The organism is Lysobacter arenosi (assembly GCF_016613475.2).
GTDB classification, from domain to species: Bacteria; Pseudomonadota; Gammaproteobacteria; order Xanthomonadales; family Xanthomonadaceae; genus Lysobacter_J; species Lysobacter_J arenosi.
This window is the reverse complement of record NZ_CP071517.1, coordinates 3,929,529-3,947,892: the sequence shown is the minus strand read 5'-3', so window position 1 is coordinate 3,947,892 and position 18,364 is coordinate 3,929,529. Positions and strand designations below refer to the sequence as shown.

The window sequence follows — 18,364 nt, the reverse complement described above, 5'->3', positions numbered from 1 at the left end:
GCATCGGTCCGGCCAGCCGGAGCGCCAGCCAATGCCAGCCCACTTGAGTCGCCGCGACTTCCTCAAATGCTCCGTCGTCGCGGGCATCAGCGTGTATATCGCCGCACCGGGCAGTGCCGCGCTGGCGGCGCTGTTCGAGAAGGAGCGGAACCGGCCACTGCCGTGGGATCCGGGCACCGGCAAGATCCGTTACCGCACCGATGCCACCGCCAAGGTCACCGGCGAGAAGGTCTTCAGCTTCGACATGCGCGGCCGCGACCTGCCCGGCTGGCCGGACCAGCAGGCACACGCGATGCTGCTGCGCGTCACCCATGCCGACCGCGCCTATGCCGGCTTCGACCTGTCGATCCTCGGCGATGCGCTGCGGCCCGACCGCATCGTCACCGCCGCCGACCTGCAACGCGACGGCGTGCAGTTCCCGCAGTTCTACGGCGAAGACATGCTGCTGCCCGAAGGCAAGACGCCGGCCTACCTTGGTCACGCGGTGGCGCTGCTGGTCTGGCACGACTTCCCGCGCTTTCGCGCCGCCAAGACCGCACTGAAGTTCCGCGACGACATCATCCGCTACGGCGCCGTCACCGGCCCGCTGGAGCGCGACCCCTGGGCCGCATTCCGTTACGTGCGCGTGGGTGGCGCGACGGCATTCGACGACGATGCCTATTCCAGCCTCAAGGACACGCCGCTGTTCCCGACCGCCTACAGCAAGAAGCGGCCACAGTGGCCGCAGGCCAATCCGCGCGGTGGCCTGGACGCGCAGGGTGCCGCGCACGCAGCCGCGATTGCCGCGGCCCTGGACGCGCCTGGTGCTGACCAGCTGGTGTTGCAGCGGGAATACTTCTCGCAGTCGATCGACACCGCCGCGCTCGAACTCGACAACGGCAACGCCTGGTTCGATGCCGCCACTGCGACCTTGCATCTGGTGGTCGCCACGCAGTCGCCACAGGAGATCGCAGCCGACGGTCCGCGCATGCTCGCCGCGAGCGCGCTGGGCGTGAAGAACCTGGTCCTGCATCCCTGCTACACGGTCGGCTACGGCTCCAAGGACCACAACCCGTTCCCGTTCTACGCACTGATGGCAGGGCTGTACGGCGATGGCAGGCCGGTGCGACTGGCGAACGACCGCTACGAGCAGTTCCAGGCCAGCCTGAAGCGGCACAGTTTCCGCATCCGCTATCGCATCGCGGTCGACCGCAAGACCGGGAAGTTCGGCATCTTCCAGGGCGACATGGTCGGCGATGGCGGCGGTCGCCAGAACTTCTCGCCGTCGGTGTGCCTGGTCGCGGCGACGGCGGCGCAATCGATCTATTACTTCCCGCAAAGCGACCTGGCCAGCACCGTGATCGCCTCGCGCGCGCTCGATGCGGGATCGGCGCGCGGCTACGGCACGTTGCAGAGCATGGGCGCGACCGAGATGCTGGTCGACGAGGTCGCGGCCGAGCTCAAGCTCGACCCGATCGAGCTGCGTCAGCGCAACGTCTTCACCTCGGGCATGAAGAACACCCAGGGCGCCATCCCCGGCGGCGCGCAGCGTGCCGACGAAGTGCTGGCGCGTTGCCGCGCGCATCCGCTATGGCGCAATCGCGACAAACGCAAGCGCGAGTACGAAGCCTCGCATCCGGGCAAGCATTACGGCGTCGGCTTTGGCTGCGTGCAGAAGGATTTCGGCACCGGTGCCGAGGCCGCGTTCGTCGAGGTGGCACTCGCGCCCGACGGCCGCCTGCTGCTGCGCCATATCGGTGTCGACATGGGCACCGGCATGGCCACCAGCCAGTCCGCCTTGTGCATCCCGTGGCTGGGCAAGCCGGCCGACGACGTGCGCACCGGCGAGACCGAATGGCCGGAGCTGCCGATGATCGCCACCGGCGATCCGTGGCTGATGCAGCAGTCCGAGCAGGACCGCAACGTCGGCAATCCGCGCTGGACACCGAACCTGGTCAGTCCCAGCAGCGCCAGCAACTCGGCCTACTTCTTCGGCCATGCCACGCGCGAAGCAGCGCGACTGTTGTTCACGCAGGGCCTGTGGCCGGCGGCGAAGGCGATCTGGACCGAGGGATTCGGCGGCGGCCAGCTGGCGCCGCTGTCGGTTCGGCGCGAGGACGCGCACTGGGTCGATGGCCGGCTCACCGCCGGCGGACTGGTCGGGCTGCCCTTGCAGAAGCTCGTCGCCAAGGCCTACGAACTGGGCCTGGCCACCGGCGCGATCGTGCACACGTTCAATCGCTGGCAATGGGCGGAGGCGGAGTTCCCGCTCGAAGGCGAAGACGCGCGACTGCCGCTGGACGCGATCGCACTGCGCTGGGGCGCGGATGGCAGCAGCGGCAAGGGAACCCCGACCGCCAATGGCTATCGCATGATCGAACGCACACGTGCCCACTACCCGCCGACCCAGCGCAATAACGCCGGCGTCGTCTACTACAGCGCCATCGGCACGATCGCGGAGGTGGCGGTGGACACCGCCAGCGGCAAGGTCGCGCTGCTCAACCACCACTCCGTGCTCGAGTGCGGCAACGCAATCGTGCCGGAACTGGTCTCCGGGCAACTCCAGGGCGGCCTGGCGATGGGCATCGGTCACGCCCTGCACGAGTACCTGCCGTTGTACGAAGACGGCCCCGGTAACGGCACGTGGAACTTCAACCGCTACACGCTGCCACGTGCGGCCGACGTCGCGGTGTGGAAGCAGACCGGCGAAGTGCTGCCTGCACTGTCTGCCAGCGATCCACCCAAAGGCATGGCCGAGGTGGTGATGATCGCGGTGGTGCCGGCGATCGTGAACGCCATCGCCCACGCCACCGGTTTGCGCTTTCGCGAACTGCCAGTGACCGCGGAAAAGGTCCGTACCGCATTGAGCACGGGACGCGTGCAGGAGCAGACGGCATGAGCACGCTTCCAGGCAAGCTGCGGCCGCTGTCATTGCAGATCAACGGCGTCAGGCACGGTCCGATCCAGGTGCCCGAGGACATGATGCTGCTCGATGTCCTGCACGAATACCTGGGCCTGACCGGCACGCGCCTGGGCTGCGGCGAGGGCGTGTGCCGCGCCTGCACGGTGATCGTCGACGACGAACGCGGCCCGCGCGAAGTGCGCAGCTGCATCACCGGCGCTCACTATTTCGAAGGCAAGCGCATCCGCACTGTCGAAGGCCATGCCAGGCGCGATGCGGCGGGCACGATCGTCGAGCTGTCGCCGGTGCAGCAGGCCTTCCTCGACCATTTCAGTTTCCAGTGTGGCTATTGCACGCCGGGCTTCGTCAATGCCGCCACCGTGCTGCTGGAGCGTCTGCGCAAATCGCCGATCAAGGCCGACCAGGTCGAAGACACCATCAGCGAGGCGTTGAACCCGCACCTGTGCCGCTGCACCGGCTACGTGCGCTATTACCAAGCGGTGAAGGCGGTGGTGCTGGCCACGCCGGGACTGGTCAGCGATGGCAATGAGCGCGGCAACAAGGAGCGTGCGCCATGACCCGCGTCGGCTGGAGGCGCATCGTCGCCTGGCTGCTACTGATCTTCCTGGCCGTGCTGCTGATCGGCTGGATCTCGCGCTGGTGGTCCAATCGCGGCCCGTTGCAGAAGGTCGTTGCCACTCCAGAGCAGATCGAGCGCGGCCGCTACCTGGCCGACGCTGCCGACTGCGCCGGTTGCCATACCGCGTACGACGGTGCCCCGCTGGCAGGTGGACTGCCGCTGCACACGCCATTCGGAACCATCCACGGCACCAACATCACGCCCGACGCCGAGCATGGCATCGGCCGTTACACCGCCGACGATTTCTTCCACGCACTGACCCATGGCGAAGCGCGCGACGGCCACCAGTTGTATCCGGCGATGCCCTACGTGTCGTACCGCACGATCACGCGCGCCGACAGCGACGCGATCTACGCCTTCGTGATGAACCAGCCGGCGATGAACGTACCCAACCGCAAGAACGGCGTTCACTTCCCCGCCAATATCCGCACCGCGCTTCACGGCTGGAACCTGCTGTTTGCCCGCCCCGAGGTCCGCTCCGCCTCGCAGGGCAGCAGTGCCGACTGGAAGCGCGGGCACTACCTGGTGGAGACGCTGGGCCACTGCGGCGAATGCCACAGTCCGCGCGGCAGCCTCGGTCAGATCGACCGCGACCGACCGCTCGCCGGCAGCAGCAAGCTAGGCCGCTTCGCCGCGCCCGACATCACCCCCGAGGGCCTGTCCGCGCGTGGCTGGGATGCGGCGTCGTTGCAGCAGTACGTGGCGACCGGCGTCAGCGCGCAGGCGGTGGCGTCGGACGAGATGCTGCGCGTGGTGAGCCTGTCGACCAGTCGCCTGCGCCGCGATGACATCCATGCGATCACGGTCTATCTGCTCGGCGACGCCCCGCTGCCGCCCAAGTCAGTGACCACTGCCGCGACCGCCGCGGGCCCGGGGCAGCGCCACTACCTGGACCTGTGCTCCGGTTGCCACGGCCGCGATGGCGAAGGCGTGCCCAACGTCGCCGTGAGCCTGCGTCGCAACACCGCCGTGCACGACAGCAATCCGCACAACCTGATCGTCGCGATCCTCGACGGATTGCCCGAGCACGACTTCCCCGGCCTGGCCCGCATGCAGGACATGCCGGGCTTCGGTGACGACCTCGACGATGCGCAGGTCGCCGAGCTCGCCACCTGGCTGCGACAACGGCAGGGCGGGCAGGCGAAGCCGGTCGATGCGGCAGCAGTTGCGGACTTGCGAGAGTAGAGCTGCGTGTCCGTTAGCGGAGCGCTTTGTCCGAACGTGATGAGCTACGACTTCCACGGCACGTGGGATCCGCAGACCAACCATCACTCGGCGCTGTTCGACTCGCCCAGCGATCCGTCCACGGGCGACCAGAAGTTCTACAACAGCAACGATGCGATCGAGGCGTTCCTGACCCGCGGCGTGCCGGCAGCCAAGCTCAACATCGGCATCGGCTTCTACGGTCGCGGCTGGACCAACTTGCCGAACGTCAACAATGGTCTGTACCAGAGTGGTAGCGCTGCGCCGGGCACGTATGAAGCCGGCAACGAGGACTACAAGGTGCTCAAGGACCGTCCGGGCACTATCTACACCGATGCCAATGCGCGTGCGACCTGGAAGTACGACGGCAACACGTTCTGGAGCTACGACACGCCGGCCATGGTCACCGAGAAGATGGGCTACGTGAAGGCACAGAACCTGGGTGGCGCGTTCTTCTGGGAATTCAGCGGCGACGATGCACAGGGCACGCTGGTGAACACCATCAGCAATGGCCTGAAGTAGACACCCTCTCCAGAACCCTCCTCGGGTTTTGACCCTCAGCGCCGATCGCATGGTCGGCGCTTTTTTTGCGCCAGTCCCCGGTCCGCTATAATTCGCCACCCCATGCGCGCCCCCGCCTTCCACCGTCGAATGAGCCTGCTGGCGCTGGCCGCCATGCTGATGCTCCTGCTCATGCCGACGGTCGGACGACTGCTGGCCGGCGCTTCCGGTGCCCGCGACGGCGGCGTCTGGACGCAGATGTGCACGATGGCCGGCCTGAAGCTGGTGAAGGTGTCGGCCGGAGACGCCAACCCCATCGATCCTGTCACGCCCAAACCCGGCGGCGACCTGCCGATGCAGGACTGCGCCTACTGCCCGGTGCTCAACACCCTGGTCGCGCTGGTGCTGTGCGTGGTCTTCGCCTGCGCCGCGACCGAGCGGCAACGGCAGACGCCACCCCGCCGCGCACCATTGCCCTGGGCACGCTGGCACCCCTGCGGATTGGGCTCGCGCGGGCCACCGCTCGCCCTCTGAACCACAAGACGCCTTCCTGATCCCTGCATGCGGCGATGCCGCGTGTTTCTTGTGCTTTGGAGTTTTCCATGTCTCCCCGATTCCGCTCGTCGCGCCTGTGCGCGGCGATCTCGACCGCGCTCGCCTGCGCACTCCCCCTCTTCGCCCATGCCGATGACGCCATGGGCGATGCCAACCGTGATGTCACGACACTCGATCGCATCGAGGTCGCCGCCACGGCCAACCCGCTCGATTCCTCCGCCGCCACCGGCACGCGCCTGAAACTGACCGTGCAGGAAACCCCTGCATCGATCACCGTCATCGACCTCTCGACCATGGACGACCGCGGCGTCCGCAACACCCAGGAAGCGCTCTTCGGCATTCCCGGGCTGGCGGTGGCCTCGCCGCCAGGCAACGGCAACGCCGTGACCTGGCGCGGATTCTCCGGCGCGCAGATCACCCAGCTGTTCAACGGAATCGGTGTGCAGTACGACGCGATCGCCGCGCGCCCGGTCGACGGCTGGATCTACGAGCGCGTCGAGGCCATCGGCGGCCCGTCGAGTTTCCTCTACGGCGCCGGCGCGGTGGGCGGCTCGATCAACTACGTCAGCAAGGTCGCCCGGCTCGACCGCGACAGCACGCAGCTGCTCGCCACCGCCGGTTCCTTCGGCAGCGCCGTGATCGCCGCTGGATCCAACCAGCGCATCGGTGGCGACAGTGCCCACAACGCCATCCGTGCCGACGCGGCGTGGTCGCACAGCGATGGCTGGGCCGATCGCAACCGGCGCGAGGCGGCCACGCTGGCGCTGTCGTGGCTCGACCAGATCAGCGACACCCTCAGCCACACCCTCGCGCTGGAGTACCAGGACGAAGACAGTGATCGACCGTACTGGGGCACGCCGGCCTACCGCGAAGATGGCCGCCTGCGCGTCCTCGATGCGACCCGCACCAGCAACTACAACGTCGCCGACGGCCACTACGGCCAGCAGGTGCTGTGGGCGCGCTCACTGCTGGAATGGCAGGTGTCGGAACGCACCCAGCTGCGCAACACGCTCTATCACTACGACGCGTTGCGCGATTACCGCAACGTCGAGTCGTATCGGCTCACGCCCGACCGCCAGGGCGTGATCCGCTCCAGCGCCCTGTTGCAACGACACGACCAGCAACTGTTCGGCGACCGCATCGAGTGGTCGCACGACGGCACGCTGGCAACGCTGCCGACGCAGTGGAGCGCCGGCATCGACGCCAGCTACAACCGCCAGACGCGCTTCCCGCTGTCGCTGTCGGGCGTCGTCGACACGGTGCCGATCGATGCGGTCACGCCTGGCAGTTTCTTCGACGTGCCAGGCGCCGAGCAGGTCTATCGCCCGGACCGCACCAACCGGCTGCACACGCAGGCGCTGTTCGTCGAGAACCTGACACGCCTGGGTCCGCAACTGTCGCTCCTGACCGGCCTGCGCCACGACTGGATCGACCTGGACGTCGTCAACCATCGCGCGATCAATGCGACCAACCCCGCGCGCTTCCAGCACGACTACTCGCCGACCACCGGACGCGTTGCGCTGGACTATGCATGGACGCCGATCGTCAGCACCTATATGCAGGTCGCCACTTCCGCCGACCCGCCCGCGGGCATCCTGTCCACGGCCAACTTCGCGACCCTGCGCGATTTCGACCTGAGCACCGGCCGGCAGGAGGAAATTGGCGCCAAGTTCCAGTCCACCGATGCCCGCAATTACGCCACGCTGGCCGCGTACCGGATCGTGCGCGAGAACCTCGCGATCACCGATCCTGCCAACCCCGGGCAGACGCTGCCGGTGGGCCAGCAATCCTCGCGTGGTGTCGAACTGGCCTTCGGTCTGAAGCCGCTGCGGGATCTGTCGATCGAGGGCAACCTGGCCTGGGTCGACGCCACGCTCGACGACTTCTACGAGAACGTCGGCGGCGTATCGGTGTCGCGCGCCGGCAATCGTCCGACCAATACGCCGTCGTGGATCGCCAACCTGTGGCTGGACTACGCGTTCGCGCCGAAATGGACGACCGGCATCGACCTGCGCGCGCTCTCGTCGCGCTGCGCCGACTCGGCGAATACGACCAAGGCGGCGGGATACGGGGTATTCGGTGCGCACCTGCGCTGGCAGCTGGATCCGGCCACCAGCCTGACCGTGCGTGGGCGCAACCTGGGCGACCGGGACTTCATCGCCTACGCGATCAGCAACGACATGGCCTATCTCGGCGAGCCGCGCTCGTGGGAACTGGAACTGCGCAAGGAGTTCTGAGTCGCGATGCCCGGGGCAGACCTGCTGCCCCGGGCCAGCAAAGCGATGGTTGTTACTTCTTCAGCGCCTTGACGGCGTCGAGGGTTTCCTTGACGTGCATGTTCGGCTTCAGCTCCGAATAGGCATGCACGATCGTGCCCTGCTGCGAGATCACGTAGGACGTGCGATCGGACCATTCCGGCTTCTGCGCCAGGATCGCGTCGTACTGCTTGGCGATCTTGGCGCCGTTGTCGGCGGCGACCGGGAACTTGCCGCCGCAATGCTCGGTTTCCTTCGAGAAGGCGGCCAGCTCGCTGGTGTTGCCAGCGGTGATGCCGATCAGGGTCGCGCCCTGCTTCTTGAATTCGCCGGCGGCCTCGGAGAACAGGTGCGCCTCGAGGTTGCAGCCCGGCGTGTGCGCGGCCGGGAAAAAGTAGACGACGACCGGACCCTTCTTGAGGGCGTCGGCGAGCTTGAAGGTGAAGGGCTCGCCGGCGAGGTAAGCCGGCGCGGTGAAATCGGGAGCCTTGGCGCCGGCCTTGAGCGCGGCGTAGGTCGGTGCGGCAAAAGCGACGGCGGCGAAGAAGCCGGCGGCGGAGAGCTTGAGCAGGGAGTTCATGGCGGGCGTCCGGGTGGCGGGTGCGGAATACGATAAGGCCCCGCAGGTTAAAAAGCCCTCGCCGCCGATGTGGCGTTGGCCCCACAACCCCTCCCCCGCACGCGGGAGAGGGGCGGATGCCGGCCTTACTTGAGCTTGATCGCGACCAGCGTGCCGTTGCTGCTGGTTGCGCCGCTGGAGATGTACAGCGTGCGATTTGCCGAGATCGCCAGCATGCCCGGAACCGGATAGCGCCAGACCGGTTTGTGCGTGGCGAGGTCGATCGCATAGACCGCCACATTGGTGCTGACGAACAGCAGGTTGCGGGTCACGATGATGTTGCGGTGGAACTCGGTGTCGCCCTGGTCGGGCATGGGCGACCAGCTCCACAGGATCCGGCCGGTGGCTTCGTCTATCGCATCCAGATAGTTGGGCCGGTTGCGGGCGGCGTAGATGACACCCTTGGCGACGGCGGGATGGGTCAGGTACGCGTCCCGGGTGGCCCATTCCCATGCCTTCGTGCCGATGTTGAAGCTGGACAGCACGCGTTGATCGTAGTGCTCCCCGCTCGGGAAGCCCGTTCCGCTGAATGCCGAGCCGGCGAAGGCGATCACGTTGTTGCGCCCGCCCAGCATCGGCGAGCCGTGATAGGAGTATCCGCTGGACGTTGCGAACGGATCGGTGATGTTGGCGACGGCCTGGCCCGTCATGCGGTTCCAGATCACCAGCGACGCACCGGAGTGGTAGTACGCGTTGTCTGCGTCGATGGCCGGCGTCGACATGTCGTCGCCGCCGCCGCTGTTGCCCATCCACAGGCGGGTGCCGTCCATCCGGTCGTAGGCGTAGACGGATCCGCCGTAGTAGCCGCCGTTCACGTAGACCTGTCCGTCGTAGGCGGTCGGCGCGAGCACCGCCGGCCATTGGCCGTCGAACGTCGACTTGAACTTGAACGTGCCGTCGGCCGCATCGAACGACCACAGGTACGTGTCCTGGTGCCCGGTCGTGGCGATGTAGATGCGTCCGTCATGGTAGGCGGGCGGGTTCAGTCCTGGCTGGACACCGAACGACACGTTCCAGCGCAGCTGCCCGGTGGATTCGTTCAGCGAAAACATCCTGCCCTCGGTGAAATAGGCCCCGGTGCTGACATAGACCGAACCGTTGCTGGTGGCGACGGCATTGATGTTGTTGAACTGCCCGGAGGCCGGCACGTACTTCCATTCCCAGGCCTTGGCGAACTTCGATGGATCCAGGGTGATCGGCACGTAGCCGTCGTGCGCGGCATTGCGCTGGTGCGTCTCCCACTCGTCGATGCGCATGAACTGCAACTGGTAGCCGATGGACGCGATGGCGTCCTTGTAGGGCTGGGTGCACATCGTGTCGCGGCAGGCACGGACCGTGAGCAGGCCGTTGCGCGGCCCTGCCGGCAGTCCCTCCACCAGGCCCAGCGGGAAATCGAACGTGTTGCCCCCCACCATCGCCAGTTGCGGCGCCGGCGTTGCGAACGTGCCGGCGTTGTCGCTGACCTGCAGGTAGACCTTGTTCGTGCCCAGGTGCGTCGTGGTCCAGGTGCCGCTGACCGCGGTCCGGAAGTTGTCACCAAGGTCCACGGACTCGACGAGCGCCGGAGAAGTGATGACCACGCCGATCGACGGTTCAAACACCTGCAACTGGTAGCCGACCGTCGCCGAGGCGTTGCTGTAAGGCTGCGCGCACTGCGCGTCCTTGCACGCCCTTACGGTGAGGGTGCCGGTGCGGTTTCCAGGCGTCACGCCGCTGGACAGCGGAAGGGTGTAGTTGAAGCCGCTGACGTCGGCGACCTGGGCGCCGGGCGTCGTGAACGTACCGGCGCTGTCGCTGACCTGCAGGTAGACCTGGTTCGCGCCGAGGTTGTTGCCGACCCAGTTGCCGCCGACCGAGGCCCTGAAGTCATCGCCGAGAATGACGTCTCCCGAAGTGGCCGGTGTGCTGATGGAGACCGAGACGGTCGCGGCCGGTGCGGGTGCCGGTGCAGGTGTAGAAGGCGTAGGTGCTGCTTTCGCCTTGCCTCCGCCTTTGCCGCCACAACCCCCGACCGCCAGAATCGCACACGCCAATGCCAACGCCTGAATCGCCTTCATCCCTATCCCCTTGATGGCTTCCGATATGCGCCCGCTCCGTCCCCACGGAGTAGACCCGGCGGCAAGTCTATCGGAAGGGGTATGGCCCGCAATGCGACAAAGCCGCCCCCAAAAATCGGACTCGGATCACCATTCCGGCAGCTGTTGGCAGGGCCGGATCGGGGCCGGCGGAAAGCTGCCCTGACCCCGGTTCTTGAGCCTCGTTGTCGCCTCAGCGGTGGGACAGGCGCAGTGCGTCGTCCAGCAGGCCAGCGGCAGTGACTTCGGCACCGGCACCCGGCCCCTGGATCACCAGCGGTTGGCTGCTGTAGCGATCGGACCAGATCGCCACGCGGTTGTCGGTGCCGGCGCCACCGGCCAGCGGATGGTCGGCCGGCAATGACTCCAGGCCGACGCGGGCAACGCCGTCCTGCAGGCGGGCAATGAAGCGCAGCTTCTCGTGGCGCTTGTAGGCGCTGGCGTATCGATCGCGCAGCGGCGCATCGAGCGCCGGCAACGCCGCGTCCAGGGCCTCCCGTGACAGGATGGCCAGTTCCGGCGGCACCAGCGAAGTGACTTCGACATCGCAGGCATCGAGCTCGACGCCGGCACTGCGCGCAAGGATCAGCAACTTGCGACGCACGTCTTCGCCAGAGAGGTCATCGCGCGGATCCGGCTCGGTGTAGCCGGCATCACGTGCCTGCCGCACTAGCGCCGAAAACGGCCGCATGCCGTCGTAATGGTTGAACAGCCAGGCCAGCGATCCCGACAGCACGCCGGCGATGGCGTGGATGCGATCGCCACCGGCCTGCAACTCGCGCAGCGAGCGCAGCAGCGGCAGGCCCGCACCGACGGTGGCGCTGTCGCCATAACCGGCACTTCCGATCGCCGCGGCGGTGCGGATCGAACGCCAGCGCGAAAGCGACGTGCCCTGCCCGATCTTGCAGGCAGTGACGACGTGGATGCCCTGCTGCAACCAGTGCGCATGACGCTCGGCCACCAACTCGCTGGCCGTCGCATCGATGACGACGCGGGCACCCTCGCCTTTCAGCGCGGCATCGATTGTCTCGAGCGAGCTGCGTTGCGGTGCCAGCGCCAGCCGCTGCGCGGCCTCGGCAGGCGCCAGCCCGGAACGGTCGCTGGCCGACTTGCGCGAGTTGGCCACGTGCACCAGCTGCAGCCGCTGGCCGAGGCTGTTGCCCTGCCACGCTGCCAGTCGCGCCAGCACCGCGCTGCCTACGGTGCCGGTGCCGAGCAAGGCCACGCGTGCCGGCGCATGGCGCGTTTGCGCGACGACGGCGCGTGCGACGTCCAGCGCGGCCGCACTCATCGTTTGACGCGCTCGGCGGTGGCCACGGCGAGTTCGGCGCGGGCAAGCGCCGCCTCGATGTCGGCGACCAGGTCGTCGGCATGCTCGATGCCGACCGACAGGCGCAACAGACCGTCGCCGATACCGGCAGCAGCGCGCGCCTCGGCCGACATCGCCGCGTGCGTCATCGTCGCCGGGTGGGCGATCAGACTTTCGACGCCACCCAGTGATTCGGCCAGCGTGAAGCACTCGAGTCCATCGACGAAAGCGCGCACGGCTTCCTCGCCACCTTCGAGTTCGACACTGAGCATCGCGCCGAAACCAAGCTGCTGGCGCGCCGCCAAGGCGTGGCCCGGATGCGACTCCAGGCCCGGGTAATGCACGGTGCGCACCGCCGGATGGCCGTCGAGCAGCGCCACCACCGCCTCGGTGTTCTCCTGGTGAACGCGCAGGCGTGCATCCAGCGTGCGCAGGCCGCGCAAGGTCAGGAAGCTGTCGAACGGCGAGCCGGTCAGGCCCAGCGCGTTCGCCCACCACACCAGCTGCTGGTGGTGTTCGGCATCGCGCGCAACCACGGCACCGCCGACCACGTCGCTGTGACCGTTGATGTACTTGGTGGTGGAATGCAGGACGAAGTCGGCACCGAACTGCAGCGGCTGCTGCAGTGCCGGCGACAGGAAGGTGTTGTCGACCACGGTCAGCGCGCCCTTGGCCTGCGCGGCCTCGATGACGAAGCGCAGGTCGGTGATGCGCAGCAGCGGGTTCGACGGCGTCTCGATCCAGACCACGGTCGGGTCGGTGGCGAGCGCATCGGTCAGCGACCGCGGGTCGGTGAGGTCGGCGGTGATCAGCTCGAATGCACCCTTGGCGGCGAGTGCATTGAACAGGCGCCAGCTGCCGCCGTAGCCGTCGTGCGGCACCACCAGGCGATCACCCGGCTTGAGCAGCGCGTGCAGCAACAGCGTGATCGCGCCCATGCCGGTGGCGGTGACGACGCCACCGGCGCCGCCTTCCAGTTCGCTCAGCGCGTCGGCGAGCAGGTCGCGGGTCGGGTTGCCACTGCGCGTGTAGTCGTACTGACGCTTCTGGTTGAAGCCGGCGAAGCTGAAGTTCGACGACAGCACGATGGGAGGAGTGACCGCGCCGAATGCCGGGTCGCGATCGATGCCGGCGCGGACGGCGGCGGTACAGCGGCTGCGCGTGCTCATGCCAGCACCTCCGCGCGCGCATCGGCAACGCAGTCTTCCAGCGCCTCGCGCAGGACCGCGGCGACTTCGGCCTCTTCCTTCAGGAAGGCATCGTGACCGTACAGCGAACGCAGCACGCGCAGGCGAGTCTCGCCGCGCAGGCGCTCGACCAGATCGTAGGCATCCGACAGCGGCACCAGCCGGTCCTCGGCGACCGCGATGACCGTCACCGGCAGGCGGATCGCACCGGGGTCGAGCGCTTGCAGGTCGATCGACTCGGACAGGCGCAGGTAGGCGGTCGGCGAGGTGCGCTCGACGTACGTCGCACCGCAATGATCGAGATAGTCCTCGGCACCCACGCGCACGCGGCCGTCGCTGACCTGGGCGGCGTCGAAACGGGCGGCGAATTCCTCCGGGGTGCGGTAGCTCAGGATCGCCAGCTGGCGAGCCAGCGCCAGGCCGTGGGTCTCGTCGCACTGCAGCGCGCCCAGCGCGACGGCGCGGCGCTGCAATGCGCGCCAGGCACTGGCGTAGGGATGGGCGCGGTGCACGCCGCTGATCGCGACGAGCTGCTGCAGGCGCTCGCCGTGACGCGCGGCGAACTGCAGACCGACCATGGCGCCATAGGAGCAGCCGACGAAGGCCTGCAGGCGATCGATGTCGAGCACGTCGAGCAGCGCGGCGATCGCATCGGCCTGGTCGGCCGGATCGATCGGTGCATCGAGGCTGCCATCGGCGCCGAGCCAGTCGAAGGCGACCACGCAGTGCTGGCGCGGATCGATCGTGCGACCCTCGCCGACCTGGCCCTGCCACCAGCCGGCTTCGCCGAATGCCGCGGTCGCGGTGACATGCCGGTGCGCGGAGATGCCACCGGCGACGAACACCGCCGGCAGCGCGCGGTCACCGACGATCTCGTAGCGCAGGGTGAGGCGCTGGCGGCCGGCATGGCGCAACGGCAGTTCGATCGTGCACTCGCCACGCTCGGCAGCAACGGTGGGGGCAATCGCTCCCTTGACCCAGGCAGCGGCATGGGCGATGGCATCCAGCGTCGCCGCGGTGTCGTGTTCGTGGGTGGTGGTGGGGGCGTTGGCGAGACTCATGGCGGGCATCCGAAGTGACGGGGCCATCGAGCCTGCGAGTCGCGAAGCGCCCCGGCCATCGATCGGCGGGGCGCACTCACAACCATCTTCCGACCGGCGCGGACGCCTGTCGCAGGAATTGGCACCTTCACCTCACTGTCCCTGCGCGTGCGGGGATGGTGGGTTGGGTTGCCCCGGCTTCAAAGGGCCTGTCCCTCTGCCGGTCTCGATGGATGGCCGCAGTCTGCCAGCCCCCGTCGGCGCCTGTCAATCGCTCTATCCGCATATAGCGATTTATTATTTCGGTCACGTCTTGGCGCCACATTGTTAAGGCCACGCGAATACACTTCGTCCATGACTCCACGCCTCCTTCCCCCCGTCGCCACTGCTGTGTTGCTGGCGACCGTGATGTGCGCCTGCACGACCACGCCGCCCGCCGCCACGCCTGCCCAGACGGCAACGCCCCCTGCCGGCGCCCCGACGACGCTGACGGTGCCCGAGCGCTATGTCTCTGCTGAAAGCCCGCAGGACGAGCTCGATTCGCTGACCACCTGGACCAGCGAAGAGGGCCGCACCCTGCTGATCGCCTCGGCCAAGTCGACCCACCGCCTGGTGGTGTTCGATGCCGACACCGGCAAGCGCCTGCGCGAGGTCGGCGGCGAAGGCCAGGCCGCGGGCGAGTTCAACCGCCCCAACGGCGTCGCCGTCTATGGCGACTATCTGTTCGTGGTCGAGCGCGACAACCACCGCGTGCAGGTCTTCACCCTGCCCGACTTCAAGCCGCTGGGAACCTTCGGCGACAGGGAACTGCGCAGTCCCTACGGCCTGTGGCTGACCGAGACCGAGCCGGGTGAGCTGGAGGTCTACGTCACCGACAGCTTCATGTACGGCAAGAAGTTCGACGAAGTGCCGCCGCTGGCCGAGCTCGACCAGCGCGTGCGTCGCTACCGCGTGCAGTTCGACCAGAACGGACGCCTGCGCAGCAGCTACGGCGGCTCCTTCGGCGATACCACGCAGGCCGCCGGCCTGCGCATGGTGGAGTCGATCGCCGGCGATCCGGACAACGATCGCCTGCTGGTTGCCGATGAAGACCGTCGCCACGAATCGACCCTGCGCGAGTACAGCTTCAGCGGCAAGTACACCGGCCGCAGCCTGCCGCAGGACAGTTTCGCCGCCGAAGCCGAAGGCGTGGCCTTGTGGACCTGCGCGAACGGTGGTGGCTACTGGATCGCGGTCGACCAGCTGGCGCCGCTGACGGTGTTCCACCTGTTCGACCGCGCGACGCTGGCGCCGCGCGGCAGCTTCGAGGGCGAGGTCACCGCGCATACCGACGGCGTCGCCCTGCACGCTGCCTCCACTGCGGCATTCCCCGATGGCGCGCTGTTCGCCGTTCACGACGACAAGTCGGTGACGGCTTTCGACCTGTCCGAGGTCGTGCGCGTGCTGGGTCTGTCGGCGGACTGCACCCGCTAGCGCGATGGCAACCAGGCGCCACCTGGCAGCAGTGATCCTCGGCAGCGCGGCGCTGCTGCTGGCGTTCGGCGCGGGCGCGGCCAAGGTGTACCGCTGGACCGATCGCAGCGGCATCACCCACTACGGCGATCACGTCCCCGACGCACCGCCGTCGCAGGTGCGCACGATTCCGGTGTACACCGAGCCGAGCGCGATCGCGCGCCTGCGCATCGAGAACGACGGCGACCGCTTCCTCGCGTTTGCCGACAACCGGCTGTCGGGTCCGATCGAAGTGCAACTGGACTTCAGCCGCAGCGACAACGTGATCGGCCGGCCGTTGCTGCCGGCACGCGCCACTGTCGCCGCGCGCGGCAGTGCGCTGGTGGCGGTGCTGGAATCGGCCGACCCCGAACGCGGCTTCGATTTCGAACTGAACATGGAGAGCCTGCCCGGCGATCCCGACGCGCGCCCGCGCGATGTCGACTACCTGCTGCCGTTGCAGCAGGCGGCGTTCCGCATCGACCAGGGCTACGGCGGGCACTTCAGCCACAACGACGGGCAAAGCCGCTACGCGGTCGACTTCGCCGCCGACATCGGCACGCCGGTGCTGGCCGCGCGCGAGGGCGTGGTGATGCAGGTCGAGTCGGACTTCGACAAGGCCGGCCTCAACCGCGAGAAGTACGGCGGTCGCGCCAACTTCGTCCGCATCCTGCACGACGACGGCAGCATGACCCTGTACGGCCACCTCAAGGCCGACGACGGCGTGCTGGTGCGGGTCGGCCAGCGTGTCCGCGCCGGCCAGCAGATCGGGCTGTCGGGCAATACCGGCTTCACCACCGGCCCGCACCTGCACTTCGCGGTGCAGGTGAACCGGGGCATGCGCCTGGAGTCGATCCCGTTCAGGATGCGCGGTCCGGCCGGGCCGCTGCGGATTTCCGGGGGCCGGGGCGGCCTGTAGGCGCGTATACAGGCCGTATAATCGGCCCCCTCACCCGCTTCCCGACTCGCGGACCGGTCGCCCGACCCGCCCGCTTAAGCCATGTCCGACGTTTCCCTCGAAGCCGCCCGCCGCCGCACGTTCGCGATCATTTCGCATCCCGACGCGGGCAAGACCACGCTGACCGAAAAGCTCCTGCTGTTCGGCGGTGCCATCCAGATGGCCGGCTCGGTCAAGGGCCGCAAGGCCGCGCGTCATGCGACCTCGGACTGGATGGCGCTGGAAAAGGAACGCGGCATCTCGGTGACCAGCTCGGTGATGCAGTTCCCCTACGAGGGCCGCATCGTCAACCTGCTCGACACCCCCGGCCACGCCGACTTCGGCGAGGACACCTACCGCGTGCTGACCGCGGTCGACTCGGCGCTGATGGTCATCGACGTCGCCAAGGGCGTCGAAGAGCGCACGATCAAGCTGATGGAGGTGTGCCGCCTGCGCGACACGCCGATCATGACCTTCATCAACAAGCTCGACCGCGAGGGCAAGAACCCGATCGACCTGCTCGATGAAGTCGAGTCGGTGCTGGGCATCCAGTGCGCGCCGATCACCTGGCCGATCGGCATGGGCCAGCGCCTGAAGGGCGTGGTCCACCTGGTCACCGGCGAGGTGCACCTGTACGAGCAGGGCCGCAACTTCACCCGCCAGGACTCGACGATCTTCACCTCGATCGACGACCCGGCGCTGGCCGAGCGCATCGGCGAGAACATGCTCAAGGAGCTGCGCGACGAACTCGAGCTGGTCGAAGGCGCGTCGCATCCGTTCGACCCGGCCAAGTACCTGTCGGGCGAGCAGACCCCGGTGTTCTTCGGTTCGGCGGTCAACAACTTCGGCGTGCAGCTGCTGCTGGATTTCTTCGTCGAGCACGCGCCCTCGCCCAAGCCGCGCGAAACCACCGGCCGCGAGGTCGGTGCCTACGAACCCAAGCTCACCGGCTTCGTGTTCAAGATCCAGGCCAACATGGACCCGCAGCACCGTGACCGCGTCGCTTTCATGCGCGTGTGCTCGGGCGCGTTCCATGCCGGCATGAAGGCCTTCCATGTGCGCACCGGCAAGGAGGTCAAGCTCGCCAACGCGCTGACCTTCATGGCCTCCGACCGCGAGATCGCCGAGAGTGCATTCCCCGGCGACGTGATCGGCATCCACAATCACGGCACGATCTCGATCGGCGACAGCTTCACCGAAGGCGAGGCGCTGAACTTCACCGGCATCCCCAACTTCGCCCCGGAACTGTTCCGCCGCGCGCGCCTGCGCGATCCGCTCAAGCTCAAGCAGCTGCAGAAGGGCCTGGCGCAGTTGTCGGAAGAAGGCGCCACCCAGTTCTTCCGTCCGCTGATGAGCAACGACCTCATCCTCGGTGCGGTCGGCGTGCTGCAGTTCGACGTGGTCGCCTACCGCCTCAAGGACGAGTACGGCGTAGATGCCAGCTTCGAGCAGGTCGCCGTTTCCACGGCGCGCTGGATCCGCTGCGACAACGACAAGAAGCTGGAAGAGTTCCGCGACAAGAACGCGATGAACCTCGCGATCGACGCGGCCGGGCAGTTGGTCTACCTCGCGCCTACGCGGGTGAACCTGCAGCTGGCGCAGGAGCGCGCGCCTGACGTGAAGTTCATGGCCACGCGCGAGCACGCGCACGCCACGGCGATCGACTGAGGT

Annotated in this window: 13 protein-coding genes, 1 pseudogene and 1 riboswitch; of the genes and pseudogenes, 9 read left to right on the top strand and 5 right to left on the bottom strand. The window is 67.7% G+C overall.

The window, feature by feature from the left end; genetic code table 11:
• Window positions 1-31 precede the first annotated feature (31 nt).
• From HIV01_RS18045 to HIV01_RS18020, 6 genes and pseudogenes are all read left to right on the top strand, one after another.
• Entirely contained in the window at window positions 32-2,878 is a 2,847-nt protein-coding gene (locus HIV01_RS18045) for a xanthine dehydrogenase family protein molybdopterin-binding subunit (protein ID WP_200604254.1), read from the top strand.
• Window positions 2,875-3,459 (top strand): (2Fe-2S)-binding protein, encoded by a 585-nt coding sequence (locus HIV01_RS18040; protein WP_207527033.1) that lies wholly within the window; start codon window positions 2,875-2,877, stop codon window positions 3,457-3,459. The genes HIV01_RS18045 and HIV01_RS18040 overlap by 4 nt, the downstream gene beginning before the upstream one ends.
• Window positions 3,456-4,706: a c-type cytochrome gene (locus tag HIV01_RS18035; RefSeq protein ID WP_207527032.1), complete on the top strand. Its 1,251-nt coding sequence runs from the start codon at window positions 3,456-3,458 to the stop codon at window positions 4,704-4,706. The genes HIV01_RS18040 and HIV01_RS18035 overlap by 4 nt, the downstream gene beginning before the upstream one ends.
• Window positions 4,707-4,739: 33 nt before the next feature.
• Window positions 4,740-5,246, top strand: a pseudogene (locus HIV01_RS18030) (glycoside hydrolase family 18 protein); the annotation flags it as partial.
• A gap of 102 nt (window positions 5,247-5,348) precedes the next feature.
• On the top strand, window positions 5,349-5,759 hold the full coding sequence (locus tag HIV01_RS18025) for a DUF2946 family protein (protein WP_200604250.1): 411 nt from the start codon (window positions 5,349-5,351) through the stop codon (window positions 5,757-5,759).
• A gap of 68 nt (window positions 5,760-5,827) precedes the next feature.
• Window positions 5,828-8,017: a TonB-dependent receptor gene (locus tag HIV01_RS18020; RefSeq protein WP_245156868.1), complete on the top strand. Its 2,190-nt coding sequence runs from the start codon at window positions 5,828-5,830 to the stop codon at window positions 8,015-8,017.
• A 52-nt stretch (window positions 8,018-8,069) separates the two neighbouring features.
• Here HIV01_RS18020 and HIV01_RS18015 read toward each other — a convergent pair whose 3' ends face one another.
• From HIV01_RS18015 to metX, 5 genes are all read right to left on the bottom strand, one after another.
• The gene (locus tag HIV01_RS18015) at window positions 8,070-8,615 is read right to left on the bottom strand and encodes a peroxiredoxin (RefSeq protein ID WP_200604249.1); all 546 of its coding nucleotides are present in this window, start codon (window positions 8,613-8,615) and stop codon (window positions 8,070-8,072) included.
• Window positions 8,616-8,740: 125 nt separating this feature from the next.
• Window positions 8,741-10,711, bottom strand: coding sequence for an outer membrane protein assembly factor BamB family protein (locus HIV01_RS18010; RefSeq protein ID WP_200604248.1), 1,971 nt, complete (start codon window positions 10,709-10,711; stop codon window positions 8,741-8,743).
• Window positions 10,712-10,922: 211 nt separating this feature from the next.
• Complete coding sequence (locus HIV01_RS18005) at window positions 10,923-12,020, bottom strand: homoserine dehydrogenase family protein (RefSeq protein ID WP_200604247.1); 1,098 nt, start codon at window positions 12,018-12,020, stop codon at window positions 10,923-10,925.
• Entirely contained in the window at window positions 12,017-13,207 is a 1,191-nt protein-coding gene (locus HIV01_RS18000; RefSeq protein WP_200604246.1) for an O-succinylhomoserine (thiol)-lyase, read from the bottom strand. Before HIV01_RS18000 ends, HIV01_RS18005 begins: the two co-directional genes overlap by 4 nt.
• Complete coding sequence (gene metX / locus HIV01_RS17995; protein ID WP_200604245.1) at window positions 13,204-14,286, bottom strand: homoserine O-succinyltransferase MetX; 1,083 nt, start codon at window positions 14,284-14,286, stop codon at window positions 13,204-13,206. Before metX ends, HIV01_RS18000 begins: the two co-directional genes overlap by 4 nt.
• A gap of 79 nt (window positions 14,287-14,365) precedes the next feature.
• Window positions 14,366-14,501, bottom strand: a riboswitch (SAM riboswitch).
• Window positions 14,502-14,619: 118 nt separating this feature from the next.
• Between metX and HIV01_RS17990 the strand changes: the two genes are divergently transcribed.
• From HIV01_RS17990 to HIV01_RS17980, 3 genes are all read left to right on the top strand, one after another.
• Entirely contained in the window at window positions 14,620-15,738 is a 1,119-nt protein-coding gene (locus tag HIV01_RS17990) for an NHL repeat-containing protein (protein WP_200604244.1), read from the top strand.
• Between the two features lie 4 nt (window positions 15,739-15,742).
• On the top strand, window positions 15,743-16,675 hold the full coding sequence (locus tag HIV01_RS17985) for a peptidoglycan DD-metalloendopeptidase family protein (protein WP_200604243.1): 933 nt from the start codon (window positions 15,743-15,745) through the stop codon (window positions 16,673-16,675).
• 81 nt (window positions 16,676-16,756) lie between these two features.
• Entirely contained in the window at window positions 16,757-18,361 is a 1,605-nt protein-coding gene (locus HIV01_RS17980) for a peptide chain release factor 3 (protein ID WP_200604242.1), read from the top strand.
• Window positions 18,362-18,364: the final 3 nt, after the last annotated feature.

What these genes read in the sequence shown, in the direction of transcription:
- HIV01_RS17990 (WP_200604244.1), top strand. Translation starts at nt 14,620, where the DNA reads ATGACTCCACGCCTCCTTCCCCCCGTCGCCACTGCTGTGTTGCTGGCG.
- HIV01_RS18005 (WP_200604247.1), bottom strand. Translation starts at nt 12,020, where the DNA reads ATGAGTGCGGCCGCGCTGGACGTCGCACGCGCCGTCGTCGCGCAAACG.
- HIV01_RS18010 (WP_200604248.1), bottom strand. Translation starts at nt 10,711, where the DNA reads ATGAAGGCGATTCAGGCGTTGGCATTGGCGTGTGCGATTCTGGCGGTC.
- HIV01_RS18045 (WP_200604254.1), top strand. Translation starts at nt 32, where the DNA reads ATGCCAGCCCACTTGAGTCGCCGCGACTTCCTCAAATGCTCCGTCGTC.
- HIV01_RS18000 (WP_200604246.1), bottom strand. Translation starts at nt 13,207, where the DNA reads ATGAGCACGCGCAGCCGCTGTACCGCCGCCGTCCGCGCCGGCATCGAT.
- HIV01_RS18035 (WP_207527032.1), top strand. Translation starts at nt 3,456, where the DNA reads ATGACCCGCGTCGGCTGGAGGCGCATCGTCGCCTGGCTGCTACTGATC.
- HIV01_RS18020 (WP_245156868.1), top strand. Translation starts at nt 5,828, where the DNA reads ATGTCTCCCCGATTCCGCTCGTCGCGCCTGTGCGCGGCGATCTCGACC.
- HIV01_RS18040 (WP_207527033.1), top strand. Translation starts at nt 2,875, where the DNA reads ATGAGCACGCTTCCAGGCAAGCTGCGGCCGCTGTCATTGCAGATCAAC.
- HIV01_RS18015 (WP_200604249.1), bottom strand. Translation starts at nt 8,615, where the DNA reads ATGAACTCCCTGCTCAAGCTCTCCGCCGCCGGCTTCTTCGCCGCCGTC.
- metX (WP_200604245.1), bottom strand. Translation starts at nt 14,286, where the DNA reads ATGAGTCTCGCCAACGCCCCCACCACCACCCACGAACACGACACCGCG.
- HIV01_RS17985 (WP_200604243.1), top strand. Translation starts at nt 15,743, where the DNA reads ATGGCAACCAGGCGCCACCTGGCAGCAGTGATCCTCGGCAGCGCGGCG.
- HIV01_RS18025 (WP_200604250.1), top strand. Translation starts at nt 5,349, where the DNA reads ATGCGCGCCCCCGCCTTCCACCGTCGAATGAGCCTGCTGGCGCTGGCC.
- HIV01_RS17980 (WP_200604242.1), top strand. Translation starts at nt 16,757, where the DNA reads ATGTCCGACGTTTCCCTCGAAGCCGCCCGCCGCCGCACGTTCGCGATC.